Raw genomic sequence first — 17,680 nt, 5'->3', positions numbered from 1 at the left:
CGCGGTGGTCAGCCGGAACCGGGGTGCGCCACGTCCGGAAAACCGGCTGAGTCTTTCGCATATGACATGTCGGGCCCGCCGGTCTTTGCGCGCTCGGCGTTGCGTACGGCGGCAAGCGCCATACTGACCGCCGGTTCCAGCGCGAATTCTCCGGCCCGTCCCACCGCCGTTCCGACCGACGCGGAATATTCGGACATCCACGTCCCGGTCGCGCCAGACTGATTGACCAGACCGCACAACCGATCGGCCTTGCGTGCAAGCGCGGCCCCGACCGTGCCATGCGACAGCACGAGGAAACGCCGGTCGTCGTAACGCAGAACCATGTCTCGGCGCCCGGCCGCGCGACCGATCACCGTGCTCATCCGCCGCAGGATCAGTTCGGCGTTTTCCCGCCCGCCTTCACGCACGATCCAGTCCCAGTTGTCGACTCCGATCATCATCATTCCCACCGGCCCGACGCGCGCATGGCAGCGCAGGTAAAGCTTTCCAAGACCGCTATAGGGCAGCCCCGTCACCGGATCGCGTTCCATCAAGGCCCCCAGCGCAACCGCATCACGGTTGCGCAGCTCGCGCCGATTTTCCGCGATCATCGCCAGCAGCAGCACGACGGCCAGCCCCCCAAGCCCCGAGACCGCGACAAAGATAAAGACCGCGCTGTCCTGTAGATCCGCCGGGGCAGTCCAGTTCAGCGCCGCCCCAAGCAGGATCCAGGCAATCCAGCCCATCACCGCCAGACGCGCAGCCTCTCCCACCTCGGAACCGGCAAGCAGCCCGCGCAGCACGGGCCGTCGGGCATAGCGCGCGGCGCTGGCGATCCCCAGTGCCACCAGCACAAAACCGGTTTGCAGCGACATCGCCCCGAACAGTTCGGTGCGTCCGAACAGATAGCCCACGATCCCGATGAACGGCAGCACCATGGATCCCATCGTCAGCACGAATGGCAGCGTTTGCATCCGGGCGAACAATATCTGCCCCGTCCCCAGGCAGACAAAGGACAGGCCGGTGTTCAGCCCCATTTCGCCCTCGCCGATGCTGTTCCCCAGAAGCTGCATGACCGGGACGACACCGCAAATCACAATCACCATGCCCCAGAGCGCGGCTTCGCACCGCGACACCCCGCGCAGGGCGCGCTGCAGCAGCAACGCCGCACAGCACAACGCCGTAGCCGTGATCGTCGGCAGCGACAGCACCGCGTCGCCGGACAGGGAATAGAACGCGGGAACGCTGTAAACATGGCCTTCGATCGCCATCAGGCAGATCAAGACCACGATTCCAAGACAGCCCTGGCGCATCCACATCAGCGCGCGCAGCGAGACTGGCGTAACCACCCCCGAATCCCCTGCCCGCAGGTTTGCGACTGACACAAAACGCCGTTTCTGCTCTGGCAATTTGCCGACCCCTCGCACAGCGGTCGGAAAACGAACAAACATGTCGACCGCGTGCCGAACTGTAGGAAAGCGGCATTGAAGATCTGTTAAACCGGCCACGCGCGGCCAGCGGACGTCAGTCTTCGAACAATTCGCTCTGTCCGGGCGCCTCGTCTTCGTCATCCGCCGCTGTGGCACCGGGCAACGCGCCAAATGCGGGCCGGCTTTCCAGCAGCCCCGCCGCGCGCAGCTCCTTCAGCCCCGGCAGATCTCGGGCGTTTTCCAGCCCGAAATGGTCCAGAAAGACCTGCGTGACGACAAAGGTCACGGGCCGCCCCGGCGTCATCTTGCGCCGCCCGAAGCGGATCCATTCCATTTCCAGCAGCTGATCCACCGTGCCGCGCGACACCGACACGCCGCGGATCTCCTCGATTTCGGCGCGGGTGACCGGCTGGTGATAGGCGATGATCGCCAGCGTTTCGATGGCGGCGCGCGAAAGCTTGCGGGTTTCCACCGTTTCCTTTTGCATCAGCCAGCCCAGATCGGGTGCCGTGCGCATCGCCCAGGCGTCACCCACGCGCACGATGCGCACGCCGCGTCCTTCGTAGCGGGCGCGCAGATTCATCAGCGCCTCGGCCGGATCGCAACCATGCGGCAGGCGCTGTTCCAGGTCGCGCACGGTGACCGGCCCGGCAGACGCGAACAGAACCGCCTCGACCATGCGTTCCTGTTCGGCCATGGGCGGTGCGGCGAAAAGGCTGTCGTTGTCGGTCATTCCCGTCCATCCCGTTTGCGCAGCTCGATCGGCGCGAAGGTTTCGGACTGCCTTATCTCGGCATGGCCCTCCTTGACCAGTTCCAGCGAGGCGGCAAAGGTCGCCGCGGTGGCCGAGCGCCATTTCACCGGGTCCGCATCCCAGCCATCGGGCAGCCAGGCCGCGATGTCCGTCCATTGCCCGGCAAAGCCGAGCAGGCCGCGCATCCGCCCCAGCGCCTCTTCCATGGTATAGACACTGTCGCGGTCCATCACGAAGGGGCGAAATTCATCGCGGGTGCGCAGGCGGGCATAGCCCTGCATCAGGTCGAGCAGCGTGGCGGTGTAGCGCACCTTGCGCACCCGTTCGACCGTCTGCACCTGGCCGCGCGCGAAGAAATCGCGCCCCAGCCGGTCGCGGGCCATCAGCCGGGCCGCGACGTCGCGCATCGCCTGCAAGCGTTCCAGCTGAAACGCCAGATGCGCCGCCAGTTCCTCGCCCGAGGGGCCGTCCTCGGCGGGATCGGGGGGCAGCAGCAGGCGCGATTTCAGATAGGCCAGCCACGCCGCCATCACGAGGTAATCAGCGGCAAGTTCGATGCGCAGCGCCTTGGCCTGTTGCACAAAGCCCAGATACTGGCGCGCCAGATCCAGCACCGAGATCTTGCGCAGGTCGACCTTTTGCGTGCGCGACAGCGACAGCAGCAGGTCAAGCGGGCCTTCGAAGCCGTCGACATCGACGATCAGCGCCTCTGCGGCAAGCCGGTCAGCAACGCCGAGCGTGTCCTCGATCGGGTCGAAATCGTTGTCGTCCATCAGGGGCGTCCATCAGGGCCGGCCATCATGGGCGACCGGACAAAAGCGCCTCGCGCTCGGCCTGTAGCGCCTCGATGTCAACCTCGGCGGGCACGGTACGGGCGGCCAGCGCGGCCTCGGCACGCACCTGTGCCTGCCCCGTCATCCCCCCCGCGGCGTCCGCCAGCGCCAGCATTTCAGCAAAGTCGCCGTTGCAGTGCAATACGCAATCACAGCCCGCCGCCAGCGCCGCCGCGCCCCGCGTCGCCACGCTGCCCGACAGCGCGTGCATCGAAATGTCATCGGTCATCAGCAGCCCGGTAAAGCCGATCTCGCGCCGGATCAGGCCGATCATGGCCGGGTCGATGGTGGCGGGCTGCGTGTTCAGCCGCTTGAACACCAGATGCGCGGTCATCCCCAGGGGCGCGTCGTGAAAGGGGCGGAACGCTTCGAAATCCACGCGGTCAAGTTCGCTGCGCGAAGCGTCGATGCAGGGCAGATCCTTGTGGCTGTCAAGCTGTGCCAAGCCGTGCCCCGGCAAGTGCTTTATCACCGGCAGAACGCCGCCCTGCATAAGTCCCTGCGCCACGGCGATGCCGATTTCCTGCACCTGGACGGCGGTTTCGCCGTAACAGCGGTTGCGCAGGAAAGGATGCGTGTCCGGGCGCGCCACATCCAGCATCGGCGCGCAATTGCCATCAATGCCATAGCGCATCAGTTCGGCGGCTGTGATGCGATAGCGCAGGCGCATCGCCTGCGCGGCATTCGGGCCAAAGCGCGCCACGTCATCCAGCGGCGGCAGCCAGTCGGAGGCCAGCGGCGGGCGCAGGCGTTGCACGCGCCCGCCTTCCTGGTCGATGAACACCGGCGCGCGCCGTCCCACCGCATCGCGCAGATCGGCGGTCAGCGCGCGGATCTGGTCGCCATCCGCAAGGTTGCGCGCGAACAGAATGAACCCGAACGGGTCCGCATCCGCAAAGAACCGGCTTTCGCGGTCGGTCAGCACCGGGCCTTCGGGGGCCAGTATTGTGGCGCCGAACCGAAGACTCACCGCGTGGTCACCGGGATGCAATCGGTGTTTTCCGCAACCAGCGCGGCGCAAAAGCGGCGCGCATCCGACAGGTCCTGGAACCCGGCGGCGCGCAGACGATAGAACACCCGCCCGCCCGATGTCGCGCGTTCGATCACCCGGTCCTTGCCCGCCATGAACTCGCCGAACCGGGTCGAGAACCTGTCCCATTCCTTGCGCGCGGTTTCGGGGCTGTCGTAGGCGCCAAGCTGCGCCAGACGCGTGCCGGCGGGCAGCGTGTCGGGGTCGAGATCGGTCGGCCCCGCCGATTCCGCTGCCACCAGCGCCGCCACCTGATCGGCCATCGGCGCCCGCGTCAGCACTGCGGGCCGGTCCCTGGGACGCAGCGACCGTGTAAGCGCGCCCGGCGGCGGCGCCTTGTAAACCGCATCGCTGCTGTCCTCGTTTTCGGGAAAAAGATCGGAGCCGTCGGTGACGATCTCGGGCATTTGCCTTTCGATGGCCGGCATGTCGGGGTCTTCGCCGTCTTCAAGCTCGCCCAGCGGCGCGGCGCCCGCGGCGATCTGGTCGGCCAGCGCCAGAATGTCGATCTCGCCGGTTTCGGTCACCGGCACCGCACGCGGCGGATCGGTTTCGGAGAGCTGCGGCGCCTCGGCGCTGCCGGTTGTGCCGCGGGCCGGTACCGCGGCGGGCATCGTGGCGGGCATCGTGACGGGCACCGGCAGTTCGGCATGCGGCAGATCCTCATCCGAAAGGCCGGGCTGCGCGGGCGCCAGCATCAGCCGGTCGGGCACGGGCGTGGCAAGGCCGGTGGCCGCGACATCGTTGACCGCCAGACCCTGGTGATCGGCCAGCGTGCCGCCCGGATCCTTGGGGGTGACGCGCATCGGCCCTTCCATTGCCATCACAACCGGAACCCCGGCCACGTCGCGCACCAACAGCTTGTAGCCCCAGACCCCGACGCCAGCGACAAGCGCAAGCGACACCGCAGCCCCCGCCCAATTGGCCAGGTTCGCCATCTTGCGCCCCCGTGGCGCCTGCGCCTTGTCCGGCGCGGGCCCGTCATAGGTGAAATCCGCCATGTCTGCCTCTTGCCCTGCACAGGGCATCCCCTGCGGCAGTCTGATCTGCGCATTCGTCTGCCCGTTCGTCTGCTCGTCGGACCCCGAGGCGGCGCGGCGTTGCTGGCTCAGCGCATTTCTTCCATCGGGGTCACGCCAAGGATACCAAGCCCCGCCGAAATGACAACCGCGACGGCCCGCGCCAGCGCGATTTTGCTCTGGCTGGTGGCCGGATCGTCCTGAAGAAAACGCAACGTCGGGTCGTCATGGCCGCGGTTCCACAGCCCGTGCAGATCCGACGCCAGCTCGTTGAGCCAGATCGCCACCTTGTGCGGCTCGTGCCCCTTGGCGGCGATCTCGATCAGACGCGGCCATTCGGCGAGCTTTTTCATCAGACCCAGTTCCGCCTCGTGCGACAGCACCGACAGATCCGCCGCCGACAGCGCCGCGTCGGAGACATCGACCCCCGCCTGCGCCGCCTTGCGCATCACCGAACAGACCCGTGCGTGGGCGTATTGCACATAAAACACCGGGTTGTCGCGGCTTTGTTCGATCGCCTTGTCGAAATCGAAATCCAGCGGGGCATCGTTCTTGCGGGTCAGCATGACGAAGCGGGTGACATCGGGGCCGACCTCTTCGACCACGTCGCGCAGGGTGACGAAGGTGCCCGCGCGTTTGGACATCTTGAACGGCTCGCCGTTCTTGAACAGCTTCACCAGCTGGATCAGCTTGACATCGAGCGGGGTCTGGCCGTCCGACAGCGCCGAAACCGCCGCCTTCATCCGCTTGACATAGCCGCCGTGATCGGCACCGAACACGTCGATCAGCTGGTCATAGCCACGCTGCACCTTGTCGTAGTGATAGGCGATGTCGGGCGAGAAATAGGTCCAGGCTCCGTCGGATTTCATGATCGGACGGTCGACATCGTCGCCGTGCTCGGTCGACTTGAACAGGGTCTGTTCGCGCGGCTCCCAGTCTTCGGGGGTCTTGCCCTTGGGCGGCTCCAGCACGCCGCGATAGATCAGTCCCTTGTCTTTCAGCGACTCGATGGCCGCTTCGATCCTGCCCGTCCCATACAGCGATTTTTCCGAAAAGAACCGGTCCATCCGGACGCCGAGCATCGCCAGATCCTCGCGGATCAGATCCATCATCTCGGCAGTGGCGAAATCGCGCACCTCCTCCAGCCAGACCTGCTCGCCGGTGTTCAGGAACCTGTCGCCGACCCGCTCTTTCAGCTTTTCGCCGACCGCGATCAGGTATTCGCCCGGATAGGTGCCATCGGCGAATTCGACCGCTTGCCCATGCGCTTCGAGATAGCGCAGGTACACCGACCGCGCGAGCACATCGACCTGGGCGCCGCCGTCGTTGATGTAATATTCGCGCGTCACCTCATAGCCGGCGAAATCCAGCAGGCTGGCCAGCGCATCGCCGAACACCGCGCCACGCGTATGCCCCACATGCAGCGGGCCGGTCGGGTTGGCGGACACATATTCGACATTGACCTTCGCGCCCTGCCCCATCCCCGAGCGTCCGAAATCCGCGCCCCGATCCAGCACCGCGCGCGGCAGCGCCTGCCACAGCGACGGCGCCAGCCGCAGGTTCAGGAACCCCGGCCCCGCCACTTCGGCAGAGCTCACCCGCGGATCCGAGGCGATGCGGGTGGCCAGCGCCTCGGCGATGTCGCGCGGTTTCAGTCTGGCGGGCTTGGCCAGCACCATGGCGGCGTTGGTGGCCATGTCGCCATGCAGGGGGTCTCGGGGGGGTTCCACCGTCACGGGCGCGGTGTTCAGCCCCTCGGGCAGCGTGCCCTCGGCCTGAAGCGCTCCGATCGCGGAAAGCACGAGCGCGCGAATGTCGGTGAAGAGGTTCATCGGTCTTGTCTCCTTGGCATCGGCGTTCCTTATCACGCCGGTCTGCAAGGTCAAACACCGCACCGGAAAAGGCGGAAAACCCGCCCCGCGCGGTCAGCCCGGGCGGCGCAACGCTGCCGCCGCCAGCACGGCCCCGGCCAGCAGCGGCAGCGCCGCCGGCAGCGGCACCGGCGTGGCGTCCGGGGTCGGGTCGGTGATCCGGGGCATATAGCTGTAAACCTCAAGCGCGTCGACCGACCAGGCGTCGTAACCATAGCCCGAATTGCCCCATCCCGACCCGCTGTCGCCAACCAGCGCGATCTGGCCCTGCCCCGGATCGTAGCTGTAGGCATAGCTGTACCCGTCCTGCTGGACATTGCTGCCGCGCACCGCGACGCCCAGCGTGCCGATCCCGCCAATCAGGTCGTGCCCCCCGCCAAAGGTGGGGAAATACGCCGGGTCGACATAGATGGCCTGCGCGCCCGTCACGCCGGAATGCGGGCGCTGGATCTCGGTCGCGGTCAGGTTGAACACAAAAGCGTCGGGGTCCGCATGAAAGCCGCTCGCCGTGCCCCAGTCTATGGTCGAATGCCCACCGATCAGGGAAGCGCTGCCGTCGTGCAGCGTGATCCGAAAGATCGACACCGTCGGCCCGGCCCCGTCGACCGCAGCGTGAAAGCCGGCGGCGGTCGCAACCCCGGCCTCGCCCTGCCAGATCCGGGTAAAGCCCTGATCGCCAAGGCCGATCCAGTCCTGTAGCTGCGCAGATCCCGCCGGATCAAGCAACTGCGCCACGGGCGAAACGGTTACGGCCTGCGCCGTTCCGGACAGCGCCAGCACGAGCACGGCGGCGTATTGGGCCCACACCATGCGTCTTACGTCCTGTCGACAGCGACGGCTTGTGTGCCGCGCAGGCTGCTGGCGGAGACCGGATCGCCCGGCAAGGACCGGTCCATGGATCGTGGCGACAGTTAGCACGGCCAATCAACACACCCCTTTGTGACGTCAGGAACCCTGATATTCGATTAAAATGGTAATTGCTCTGATTTCAAGCACTTTTCAGCGTGTCCTGCCCATTCTCATCGCGCCGGTCCTCCTTGCGTTCCTCGCGTTTGGGACCCAGGAACAGCAGACGGGTGCCATCGGTGGATTTCACCTTGGTGTCGGGACCCAGCAGCCTCAGCGTGCCGCCGGGCCCAAGATCTGCGACGGGCACCGCGTCGGGGTGCCTGTCGCGCCATTGCTCCAGCGTGAATTCATCCGAAAGCTTGGTGACGCGGAATTCCCAGCCGTCGGCAAGCCGGGCATTGGCCTCGAAATAGGTCTCGTCGGCGGCGATGGCCTGCCCGCCCAGGGTGGATGGCAGCGCATGGCGCGACGACTGGCGCAGACGCCTGAGCTGGAACACATGCTCGCGCCCGAATTCCGGCGCAAGGTCGGTGGCGACAAGCGTGTTGTAGGCGTCGTTGTCGGATGCCGCGATGACCTTGTCATAGGTCACAAGGTCCAGCTTGTGCTCGGCCACCTCGGACAGGATGTCACCCCAGAACGTGTCCAGACCCGCGTCGCGCGCGCTGCGCAGATGCGCAAGATTGGGATCGGCCACCATCACCGGCAGGTCGAGCTTGGCAAAAGCCAGCCCCAGCGCCGTTGCCCAGCGCGATCCCCCCACGATCAGCACGCCGGGCGTTTCGGTCGCGGTCAGCCCCAGCCAGCGCGCCATCGGCGTCAGCGTGAATCCGTGCAGCACCACGGTCGCGGCCACCAGCGCAAAGGCCAGCATGGTGACCTGCGCCCCGTCCTCGACCCCGACATCGACCAGCAGGTCGCCGAACAGACCAGCCACGGCGACCAACACGACCCCGCGCGGGCCGGTAAAGGCCACCAGCAGCCGTTCACGCAACGGGATGTCGGAAAAGGCCAGCGCGACAAGAACCGGCAGGGGCCGCGCGATCAGGATCACCGTCACCACGAAAGCCAGCGTACGCCAGTCCATCGCCAGCAGCGTGGCGCGATCCATGTTGGCGGCGAGCAGGATGAACACGCCCGACACCAGCAGGATCGTCGCGTGTTCCTTGAACCGGCGCAGCTCGGCGTAGCTGGGCAGATCGGCGTTGGCGATCCACAGCCCCATGACCGTGACCGCCAGCAGGCCGGATTCGTGCAGGATCGCATCCGATACCGCGAACACCACCAGCAGCAGGGTGAACAGCACCGGCACCTTCATGTATTCCGGCACCAGCGCGTTGCGAAACGCCTGTGCCAGCCCCCAGCCCCCCGCCGCGCCAAGCGCGGCGGCGATGGCGATGCCCGTCACCATGTCGAATATCGCGCCCCCCGCCGAGGCGCCGTTGCCGAACACCACGACCACCTCGAACGCCAGAACGGCGGCCAGCGCGCCGACCGGGTCGTTGACGATGGCTTCCCATTGCAGCAGGGCCGCGGGCCGCTTGCGCAGCCGTGCCTGACGCAGCAGCGGCGCGATGACGGTGGGGCCGGTGACAATCATGATGCCGCCGAACACCGCCGAGGTCTGCCAGCTGAGCCCCGCCGCCCAATGCAGCGCCGCCGCCGAGGCGGCCCATCCCAACGGGCCGCCGATGAACACCAGCCGCCGCACGCCGACAGCGGCATCCGACAACGACCGCACATTCAGCGTCATGCCGCCTTCGAACAGGATGATGGCGACGGCGATGGCCAGCATCGGCTGCATCAGATCGCCGAACTGTTCGGACGGGGCCAGCACGCCCAGGCCCGGCCCGACCGCCAGCCCCGCGGCCAGCATCAGCACGATCGCCGGCATCCGCAGCCTCCACGCCAGCCACTGCGACCCCACGCCAAGCGCGCCCACCAAAGCAAATCCAAGCACGGGGTCCAGCCCCGCGGTTTCAGCAACCGCCATCGTCGTCCTTTCCAGTGGCCTCGGCCCAGGCGCCATCCTTCATCACGACGCCCCCGGCAAGAGCGCGCGTGACCGGGTGCGACAGCGCCAGCATCAGGTCACCAGATGATGTGAGACGCGCCGCTGTCCAGTGCTTCGTCGCCCCGGAAATCGTCACGCCGTGCAATTTCGCCGGGGCAAGGGCCGCATTCCACTGGCGCACCATGGCGGCGAGCATCCCCGACACCGCGCCGTCCTCGTCGTCGGGCAGCCCGACGATGGCCCGGCCCGGCCCGGCCCGAAGCCCCCGGGCGATGGATGTCAGCAGGCCGTCGCTGCGCGCGGCCACCTGCCCGATGCCGCCCTTGCCCGCGTTCAGCGCCGAGAAATCGTAGACCAGGTGCAACGGTTCGCCCCCCCAGCTTTCGCCAAGGATCATGCAGGCCTCGGGGTCGGTCAGGTCCAGCGCCAGCGGTTCGATGCGGTCGGGCCGGTGCGCGGCCAGCCGGTGCATCGCCTGGGCCTCGGTATCGATGGCGACAATGCGGGCGCCAAAACCGGACAGGCGGCGCACCATGGCGCGGCCCAGCGGGTGCCCCGCCCCCGACACGAGCACGACCTTGCCCGTAAACACCGACACTCCGAAAAGGCGCGTCACCCCTGCTCCCTTGCCTGCCCTGACGACCCCTTGACCGGGAGCCCCGGCGCCAGAGGCTGCATGTTTCGCCCCCCCGCGCAAGAGCACGGTGCGGGCAGGACACGAATTAGCCCGGCACTGGCGCGGCGGGGGGCAGCGCCCGCCCGGGCATGACGCGAAATCACGCCGCGGGCTCCAGACCGGGCCGTCAATGGCGGTCGTGCAGCACGTCGGTTCCGGTCAGCCGGGCGTGGGCCTGCAAGGCGTAGCGGTCGGTCATCCCGGCGATGTAATCCGCGACGATCCGCGCCAGCGCCGCCTGCCCCGCACAGGCGGCGATGTCGGCTTGCCATCGCTGGGGCAGCAGCAACGGGTCGGCCATGTATAGCGGAAACAGCTCGTCCACCGCCTGCGTCACCTTCTGGCGTACCTCCATCACCGACGGGGCGCGGTACATGCGGGTGAACAGGAACTGCCGGATTTCACGGATCTTGCCCCGCATGCCGTCGGAAAAGGCGATCACCGGATGCCCGAGGGTGCGGATGGCGTCCGGCCCGTCCGGCGCCGCCGCCGCGAGGCGCGCCGCCGATGTGTCGATCACGTCGGACACCATATAGCCGAACACCCGCCGCAGCGCCTCGTGACGGCGGCGATAGGGATCAAGCCCGACGTAAAGCCGGTCGACCTGCGCATAGGCGGGACCGATCAGGGCCAGTTCGGCGATCTCGTCTTCGGTGAACAGCCCGGCGCGCAGCCCGTCCTGAAGGTCGTGGTTGTTGTAGGCAATGTCGTCAGACAGCGCCGCCACCTGTGCTTCTGCGCTGGCATGGGTGTGCAGTTCCAGATCGTGCAGCGCGTTGTAATCGGCCAGCGCCGCCGGCAGCACCGCCCCCGGCGTCAGCGGCAGCACCGGGCCGTTGTGCTTGGCGATGCCTTCCAGCGTGTCCCAGGTCAGATTCAGCCCGTCGAATTGCGCATAGTGGCGTTCCAGCGAGGTCACGATGCGCAGCGCCTGCGCGTTGTGATCGAACCCGCCGTAAGGGGCCATCAGCGCGGCCAGCGCATCCTCTCCGGTGTGGCCGAACGGCGTGTGGCCCAGATCATGCGCCAGCGCCACCGCTTCGGTCAGGTCCGTGTTCAGCCCCAAAGCGCCACACATGGTGCGCGCCACCTGCGCCACCTCGATCGTGTGGGTCAGGCGCGTACGGTAGAAATCACCCTCGTGTTCGACAAACACCTGCGTCTTGTGCTTGAGCCGTCTGAACGCCGAGGAATGGATGATCCGGTCGCGGTCACGTTGAAAGCACGACCGAAAGGCGCTTTCCTCTTCCGGCACGCGCCGTCCGCGCGCCTGTTGCGGATCGCAAGCGTAGATCGCCATGATATGCCCTTTCCTGACAGCACGACCGAAGACGCCCGGTTGCCGCGTGCTGCGCGCATCCCTATATTGCCATTACGTCAGGAATTAAACACTTGCGAGACTGGCCATGAACCTTCCTCCTACCGTTACGGAACGCGCCTATGCGCGGCTAGAAGAAATCGGCGCCGGCGCCCAGGGCAAGGCCCTGCGGGTCGCGGTCGAGGGCGGCGGCTGTTCGGGCTTTCAGTACGAAATCAAGCTCGACGACAGCGCGTCGGACGACCTTGTCCTGTCCCGGGGCGACCAGCGCGTGGTGATCGACGAGGTGTCGCTGCCCTTTCTCACCGGCGCGGTGATTGATTTCACCGATGAGCTGATCGGCGCGCGGTTCGTGATCGAGAACCCGAACGCCACCAGCTCTTGTGGCTGCGGCACCAGCTTTTCGATGTAGGCCGCGCTTTCGGCGCCGCCCCGACGTCGGGGCGGCGTTTTCATCTGTGTCGCGCGTTACGCCACCACGTCCTGGCGCTGTTCGCCAAGGCCCTCGACCCGCAGCGCCATGGTGTCGCCCGCGCGCAGGAAGCGCGGCGGCTTCATGCCCAGCCCCACGCCCGACGGCGTCCCGGTGGAAATCAGGTCTCCGGGCAGCAGTTCCATGAATTTGCTCAGGTACGATACGATCTGCGCCACGCCAAAGATCATGTCCGAGGTGTCGCTGTCCTGCACCCGCGCCCCGTTCAGATCCAGCGACAGGGCCAGCGCCTGCGGATCGGGCACATCGTCCGCCGTCACCAGCCACGGCCCGCAGGGGCCAAAACCCGGCGCGGATTTGCCCTTGATCCACTGGCCGCCGCGTTCCATCTGCCATTCACGTTCCGACAGGTCGTTGACCACGCAATAGCCCGCCACGCGCGACAGCGCGTCAGCCTCGGACAGCTGCCAGCAGGGCGCGCCGATCACCACGCCCAGTTCGACCTCCCAATCGGATTTCGTCGACCCCGGCGGGATGCTGACCGCGTCATTCGGCCCGGACAGCGACGACACCGCCTTGGTGAACAGGATCGGTTCGGCAGGAATCCGCGCGCCGGTTTCGGCGGCGTGCCTGGCATAGTTCAGCCCGATGCAGTAGAAATTCGGCACCCCCGCCAGGCAGGACCCGATGCGCGCACCCGCGGGCAGTTCGGGCAGCGTGGTGAGGTCCAGCGCGCGGATCGCGTCGATCGCGGCCAGCGACACGCCGGCCCCGGCGAAATCGGGCACCACGCCCGACAGATCGCGCAGCCCGCCGTTCGCGTCCATCACCACGGGCCGTTCCTGCCCCTTGGGGCCGATGCGCATCAGTTTCATGTCTCGTTCTCCTTGCCTTGATCTTGGTTCTCGGCGCGCAACGCCGTGACGATGTCGTCTTCCATGCCGGCCAGATGGGCCTGGGCGGCGGCCACCGCGGCGGCCTCGTCCCGGGCCAGCAGCGCGGTCAGCAAGTCGCTGTGGTTGCCCACCACCCGCGCGCGGTTGCGGCGCATCCGGGCAGACAGATAGCGCGCGCGCCACAGCCGGGCCAGATACGCGTCGTGGGTTTCGGCCAGCGCCGCATTGCCCGAGGCCTGAGCGATGCGCCGGTGAAACCCCATGTCCAGCTCGAAGGCATCCAGCGCATCCAGTGCGTCGCAGTTTTCGGCCAGCGCGCGGTGCAGCCGGGCGATGTCGGCCAGATCGTCCCCGGTCGCCGCCGCGCAGGCCAGACGGGCCGACAGCGTTTCCAGCGTGCGCAGGACGACGATCTGGTCGCACACCTCCTTGATGGTGGGCCGGGCTATGATGGGACTGCGCGCGGGGCGCAGCACCACCAGCCCTTCCTGCGCCAGGACGCGGATCGCCTCGCGCATCGGCGTGCGGCTGACCCCCATCGCGGCGGCGGTATCACGTTCCTTCAGCGGCGCCCCCGGCGGCAGCGTGCCGCGCAGGATCGACCGGCGCAACCGCGCGGCGATCTGCTGGGCAAGGACCGGCGCGTCGTTCACGTTTCAGCCGCGCCCGATGTACGGCATCGCCGTCGCCATCACCGTGACGAACTGCACATTGGCATCCGGGGGCAGCGACGCCATGTGCAGCACGGTCGACGCGACGTGTTCCACGTCCATCACCGCTTCGGGCGCGGTGTCGCCGTTGGCCTGCGTGACGCCCGTCGCCATGGGGGCGGCCATGTCCGTCATCGCGTTGCCCACATCGATCTGCCCGCAGGCGATGCCAAAGGGCCGCCCGTCAAGACTGAGCGACTTGGTCAGCCCGGTGGCCGCATGTTTCGACATGGTATAGGGGGCCGATCCGGGGCGCGGAACATGGGCCGAGATCGACCCGTTGTTGATGATCCGCCCACCCTGTGGGCTTTGCCGCCGCATTTGGCCGAACGCGGCGCGCGCGCACAGGAACATCCCCGAGATATTCACGCCGCACAGCGCCAGCCAGTCGTCCACCGCGATCTCATCAATCGGCGCGCCCTTGTTGAAAATGCCCGCGTTGTTGAACAACGCATCAATGCGCCCCCAGTTGTCGGTGATGCTGGCGAACCCCGCATCCACCGCGCCCGGATCGGCCACATCGAACGGCACGATCAGCGCATTGGCATCCGCGTTCGCCGTCTCGCGCAGGTTGGCCTCGCGCCGCCCCACCAGCGCCACACGCCAGCCCGCCCCCAGGAATGCCTGCGCGCAGGCCCGCCCGATGCCGCTGCCCGCCCCCGTGATCACGATGCCCTGCGCCATGTTCTGCGCAACCCTCTGCGCCATGCCTTATCCCCTCCGCCTGCTTGCACCACTCTTCGGGCTTGGTATACCCGATTGCAAGACCCCTTCCCAACGGCCCCGGAGGCCCCCATGTCCGCTTTCGAGGCCCTCGCCCAGCTGCTTGGCCCGCGCTTTACCACCGCCGATGCCGCGCGCTGCCAGAACGGCCAGAACGATGGCCACTACCCCGAAATCCTGCCCGACGCGGTCGCCTTTCCCCAAGACACCCAGGAGGTTGCGCAGATCGTGCGCATCTGCGCCGCCCACTCAGTGCCGATCGTCGCCTTCGGCGCTGGCACCTCGCTGGAGGGACAGCACCTTGCGACACAAGGCGGCGTCAGCGTCGATTTCGCCCGCATGAACAAGCTGCTTGAGGTCCGCCCCGAGGACATGAACGTGGTGATCCAGCCGGGCCTGACCCGCAAGCAACTGAACCAGGGCCTGCGCGCCACGGGTCTGTTCTTTCCCATCGACCCCGGCGCCGATGCGTCGCTGGGCGGCATGGCGGCGACGCGCGCCAGCGGCACCACCGCCGTGCGCTACGGCACCATGCGCGACAATGTGCTGGCGCTAGAGGCGGTGATGGCCGACGGGTCGGTCATCCGTACCGGCACGGCGGCGCGCAAATCGTCAGCGGGCTATGATCTGACCCATCTGCTGGTGGGGTCCGAGGGCACGCTGGGCCTGATCACCGAACTGACCCTGAAACTGCACGGCATCCCCGAGGCCATCGCCAGCGCCACCTGCCATTTCGAAACCGTGGCGGATGCGGTGGATTGCGTGATCCTGACCATTCAAAGCGGCCTGCCCCTTGCCCGCATCGAGCTGGTGGACGAAATGATGGTGCGCGGGTTCAACCTGGCTCAAGACGCCGGACTGCCGGAAAAGCCGCATCTGTTCCTGGAATTTCACGGCGCCCCCGAGGCGGTGCGCGGTCAGGTCACCCGCTTTCGCGAGATTGCCGCCGACAGCGGGGCGGGCAACTGGCAAGAGGCCGACACCCCCGAGGCCCGCACCGCACTCTGGGCCCTGCGCCACAGCGCCCTGCCCGCGATATCCGCGCTTGATCCCGGCGCAGGCAAAAAGACCCTGTCCACGGATGTCTGCGTGCCGATCTCGCGCCTGGCCGAGGCAGTCAGCGTCGCGCGCGCGCAAGCGGCGGCGCGCGGTCTGCTGTGCACCATCGTGGGCCATGTGGGCGATGGCAATTTTCATTGCGGGCTGCGCTACGATCCCGCCGATGCGGCAATGGTGGCAAAGGTCATGGACTATTCCGGCATCCTCGCGCAAACCGCCCTGCGGCTTGGCGGCACGGTCACCGGCGAGCATGGCATCGGCATCGGCAAGCAGAAATACATGTCGGCCGAACACGGGCCCGCGCTTGACTGGATGGCACGGATCAAGGAAGCCTTTGACCCTGCCGGCATCCTCAACCCCGGAAAGATGCTGCCAGAAACGATTGCGCCTTCGGGCAAGAACGGAGACTGACGAATGAGCGCCTTTCTGGCCCTTGGCGAATGCATGGTGGAACTGTCCAATGCGGGCGACGGGCTGTACCGCCGGGGTTTCGCGGGCGATACGTTCAACACCGCGTGGTACATGCGGCGGCTGCTGCCGCAGGACTGGACGGTGGGCTATGCCACCTGCGTCGGCACCGACGCGATTTCGGATGCGATGCTGGCGTTCCTTGCGGGCGAAGGCATCGACGTGTCCGCCATTCGCCGGGTGCCCGACCGGACGGTCGGCCTGTACATGATCACCACCGAGAACGGCGAGCGCAGCTTTTCCTATTGGCGCGGCGAGTCCGCCGCGCGCACGCTTGGCGACGATCTGAAATGGCTCGACGGGGCGCTCAGGGGGCGCGACGTGATCCATTTCTCGGCCATCACCCTGGCCATCCTGCCCCCCAAAAGCCGCGAGGTGTTCTGCGGGGCGCTGGCCAAGGCCCGCAAGCGCGGCGCCATCGTCGTGTTCGACACCAACCTGCGCCCCAAGCTGTGGGAAAGCCCCGAGGCGATGCGCGCGGGGCTGACCATGGGCGCGCGCACCGCAGACATCGTGCTGCCGTCGTTCGACGAGGAACAGATCCTGTTCGGCGACACCGACCCCGCGCAGACACTTCGGCGCTACCGGGACCACGGCGCGGATCTGGTCGCGGTAAAGCAGGGCGGCGGAGACCTGGTGCTCTGGCAGGCGCAGGCGGGCGAATCGCGGGTGCGGGCGCATCCGGTCGACCCCATCGTCGACACCACGGCGGCGGGCGACAGTTTCGCCGCCGGGCTGCTGGCGGGCCTTGCGACGGGCAAGACGCTGTCCGATTCGGCAGTGCAGGCGATGCGGCTGGCGTCGCGGGTGATCCAGTCGCCGGGGGCGTTGGTGCCCTCTGCCCCCGAGGGACTTTGACGCGCACGCAGCACCGGCAGCCAGCCCGGCCCGTCGGCGGTGGTGCGACGGTGCAGCCCGACACCGGCCTTTCGACGCTGGCGACAAACACCACGCCGGGCGATCCGGACGCCCATCCGGTCGGGCTTGCCGCGCGGCGCCTTGCCGTCCGCAGGGGCGCGACGCCATCGCGCGCGGTGGATCATGCGCCAGCCACCGGGGCCGGACGGATCCACCTTACGCCGGACGCAATAACGGGGATTCCGGTGCCGAGGACGCGTTGCGCGGCAACCTCGCCCTGCCCCGCGACCCGAGCTGCGATCTGGCGGCGCGCGACGCCATCGCCATCCGGATTGAACCGATACCCCCCGCGATCTGTCCGGCTATCATCTTGGCCGCGTCGAACAGGCCGAGACCCCGCCGCCCGCGGGTGTTTGACCGAACCCCGGAATCCCGTTCGATCGCGATCATGTGTCGTTCATGCAAGGCGACCTGCTGCGCCGCGTCACCGACCATGCGCCGCTGATCGCGCAAGTGCGGATCGCCGACCGCCCGGACCGTGGCGCGCCGGACACCGGAGACCCGAATTGCCCGTGGCTGCCCCGCGCGTCTCTTGCGGCGTGGGGCGGCGCAAGTCCCTGGTGCGATGCGCACCGGGGCAGCCTTCCTTTGTATCCCTCCGGCGGGGGCCGTCTGACGGGGCGTTGGAGGCGATGATAAGTCCGACGTTATGGTCGACCTTACGGTCACACCCCGGATCGAGATCCTGTCCACCGAGGAT

Annotated in this window: 16 protein-coding genes; 3 read left to right on the top strand and 13 right to left on the bottom strand. The window is 67.5% G+C overall.

All coding sequences use genetic code 11. The features are described 5' to 3' along the window. Positions 1 to 8 precede the first annotated feature (8 nt). The 10 genes from ATI53_RS04980 to ATI53_RS04935 form a co-directional block, all read right to left on the bottom strand. Positions 9 to 1,328: a diguanylate cyclase domain-containing protein gene (locus tag ATI53_RS04980; protein ID WP_170134527.1), complete on the bottom strand. Its 1,320-nt coding sequence runs from the start codon at positions 1,326 to 1,328 to the stop codon at positions 9 to 11. A 175-nt stretch (positions 1,329 to 1,503) separates the two neighbouring features. Further along, entirely contained in the window at positions 1,504 to 2,142 is a 639-nt protein-coding gene (gene scpB / locus ATI53_RS04975; RefSeq protein ID WP_111549850.1) for an SMC-Scp complex subunit ScpB, read from the bottom strand. After that, positions 2,139 to 2,936 (bottom strand): segregation and condensation protein A, encoded by a 798-nt coding sequence (locus tag ATI53_RS04970; RefSeq protein WP_009503206.1) that lies wholly within the window; start codon positions 2,934 to 2,936, stop codon positions 2,139 to 2,141. The genes scpB and ATI53_RS04970 overlap by 4 nt, the downstream gene beginning before the upstream one ends. A 25-nt stretch (positions 2,937 to 2,961) precedes the next feature. Beyond that, complete coding sequence (locus ATI53_RS04965; protein ID WP_170134526.1) at positions 2,962 to 3,966, bottom strand: glycoside hydrolase family 3 N-terminal domain-containing protein; 1,005 nt, start codon at positions 3,964 to 3,966, stop codon at positions 2,962 to 2,964. After that, complete coding sequence (locus tag ATI53_RS04960) at positions 3,963 to 5,027, bottom strand: SPOR domain-containing protein (protein WP_111549849.1); 1,065 nt, start codon at positions 5,025 to 5,027, stop codon at positions 3,963 to 3,965. Before ATI53_RS04960 ends, ATI53_RS04965 begins: the two co-directional genes overlap by 4 nt. Before the next feature lie 107 nt (positions 5,028 to 5,134). Then, positions 5,135 to 6,877 (bottom strand): arginine--tRNA ligase, encoded by a 1,743-nt coding sequence (gene argS / locus ATI53_RS04955; protein ID WP_009503203.1) that lies wholly within the window; start codon positions 6,875 to 6,877, stop codon positions 5,135 to 5,137. Between the two features lie 93 nt (positions 6,878 to 6,970). After that, positions 6,971 to 7,726 (bottom strand): PEP_CTERM-anchored TLD domain-containing protein, encoded by a 756-nt coding sequence (locus ATI53_RS04950; protein ID WP_111549848.1) that lies wholly within the window; start codon positions 7,724 to 7,726, stop codon positions 6,971 to 6,973. Positions 7,727 to 7,904: 178 nt separating this feature from the next. Continuing rightward, on the bottom strand, positions 7,905 to 9,758 hold the full coding sequence (locus ATI53_RS04945; RefSeq protein ID WP_111549847.1) for a cation:proton antiporter: 1,854 nt from the start codon (positions 9,756 to 9,758) through the stop codon (positions 7,905 to 7,907). Next, the gene (locus ATI53_RS04940; protein ID WP_009504180.1) at positions 9,745 to 10,395 is read right to left on the bottom strand and encodes an SDR family NAD(P)-dependent oxidoreductase; all 651 of its coding nucleotides are present in this window, start codon (positions 10,393 to 10,395) and stop codon (positions 9,745 to 9,747) included. The genes ATI53_RS04945 and ATI53_RS04940 overlap by 14 nt, the downstream gene beginning before the upstream one ends. A gap of 187 nt (positions 10,396 to 10,582) precedes the next feature. After that, positions 10,583 to 11,755 (bottom strand): deoxyguanosinetriphosphate triphosphohydrolase, encoded by a 1,173-nt coding sequence (locus ATI53_RS04935; protein ID WP_009504181.1) that lies wholly within the window; start codon positions 11,753 to 11,755, stop codon positions 10,583 to 10,585. Positions 11,756 to 11,861: 106 nt separating this feature from the next. Here ATI53_RS04935 and ATI53_RS04930 point away from each other — a divergent pair, with 106 nt between their 5' ends. Then, positions 11,862 to 12,185 carry a HesB/IscA family protein gene (locus ATI53_RS04930; protein ID WP_111549846.1) on the top strand — a complete coding sequence of 108 codons (324 nt, stop codon included), beginning with the start codon at positions 11,862 to 11,864 and terminating at the stop codon, positions 12,183 to 12,185. A gap of 56 nt (positions 12,186 to 12,241) precedes the next feature. Here the strand turns inward: ATI53_RS04930 and ATI53_RS04925 are convergent, their stop codons facing one another. From ATI53_RS04925 to ATI53_RS04915, 3 genes are read right to left on the bottom strand one after another with little or no spacing between them, the layout of a single operon-like run. After that, positions 12,242 to 13,081, bottom strand: coding sequence for a fumarylacetoacetate hydrolase family protein (locus ATI53_RS04925; RefSeq protein ID WP_009504183.1), 840 nt, complete (start codon positions 13,079 to 13,081; stop codon positions 12,242 to 12,244). Further along, complete coding sequence (locus ATI53_RS04920; RefSeq protein ID WP_111549845.1) at positions 13,078 to 13,755, bottom strand: GntR family transcriptional regulator; 678 nt, start codon at positions 13,753 to 13,755, stop codon at positions 13,078 to 13,080. The genes ATI53_RS04925 and ATI53_RS04920 overlap by 4 nt, the downstream gene beginning before the upstream one ends. Positions 13,756 to 13,758: 3 nt before the next feature. Further along, positions 13,759 to 14,520 carry an SDR family oxidoreductase gene (locus ATI53_RS04915; protein ID WP_240778550.1) on the bottom strand — a complete coding sequence of 254 codons (762 nt, stop codon included), beginning with the start codon at positions 14,518 to 14,520 and terminating at the stop codon, positions 13,759 to 13,761. Between the two features lie 87 nt (positions 14,521 to 14,607). Between ATI53_RS04915 and ATI53_RS04910 the strand changes: the two genes are divergently transcribed. Then, on the top strand, positions 14,608 to 16,005 hold the full coding sequence (locus tag ATI53_RS04910; RefSeq protein ID WP_111549844.1) for an FAD-binding oxidoreductase: 1,398 nt from the start codon (positions 14,608 to 14,610) through the stop codon (positions 16,003 to 16,005). A 3-nt stretch (positions 16,006 to 16,008) separates the two neighbouring features. Further along, on the top strand, positions 16,009 to 16,920 hold the full coding sequence (locus ATI53_RS04905; RefSeq protein WP_009504187.1) for a sugar kinase: 912 nt from the start codon (positions 16,009 to 16,011) through the stop codon (positions 16,918 to 16,920). Positions 16,921 to 17,680: the final 760 nt, after the last annotated feature.

The organism is Salipiger aestuarii (assembly GCF_003259905.1).
Lineage (GTDB): Bacteria > Pseudomonadota > Alphaproteobacteria > Rhodobacterales > Rhodobacteraceae > Salipiger > Salipiger aestuarii.
The sequence above is the reverse complement of the archived record's forward strand: the minus strand, read 5'-3'. Positions and strand labels throughout refer to the sequence as shown.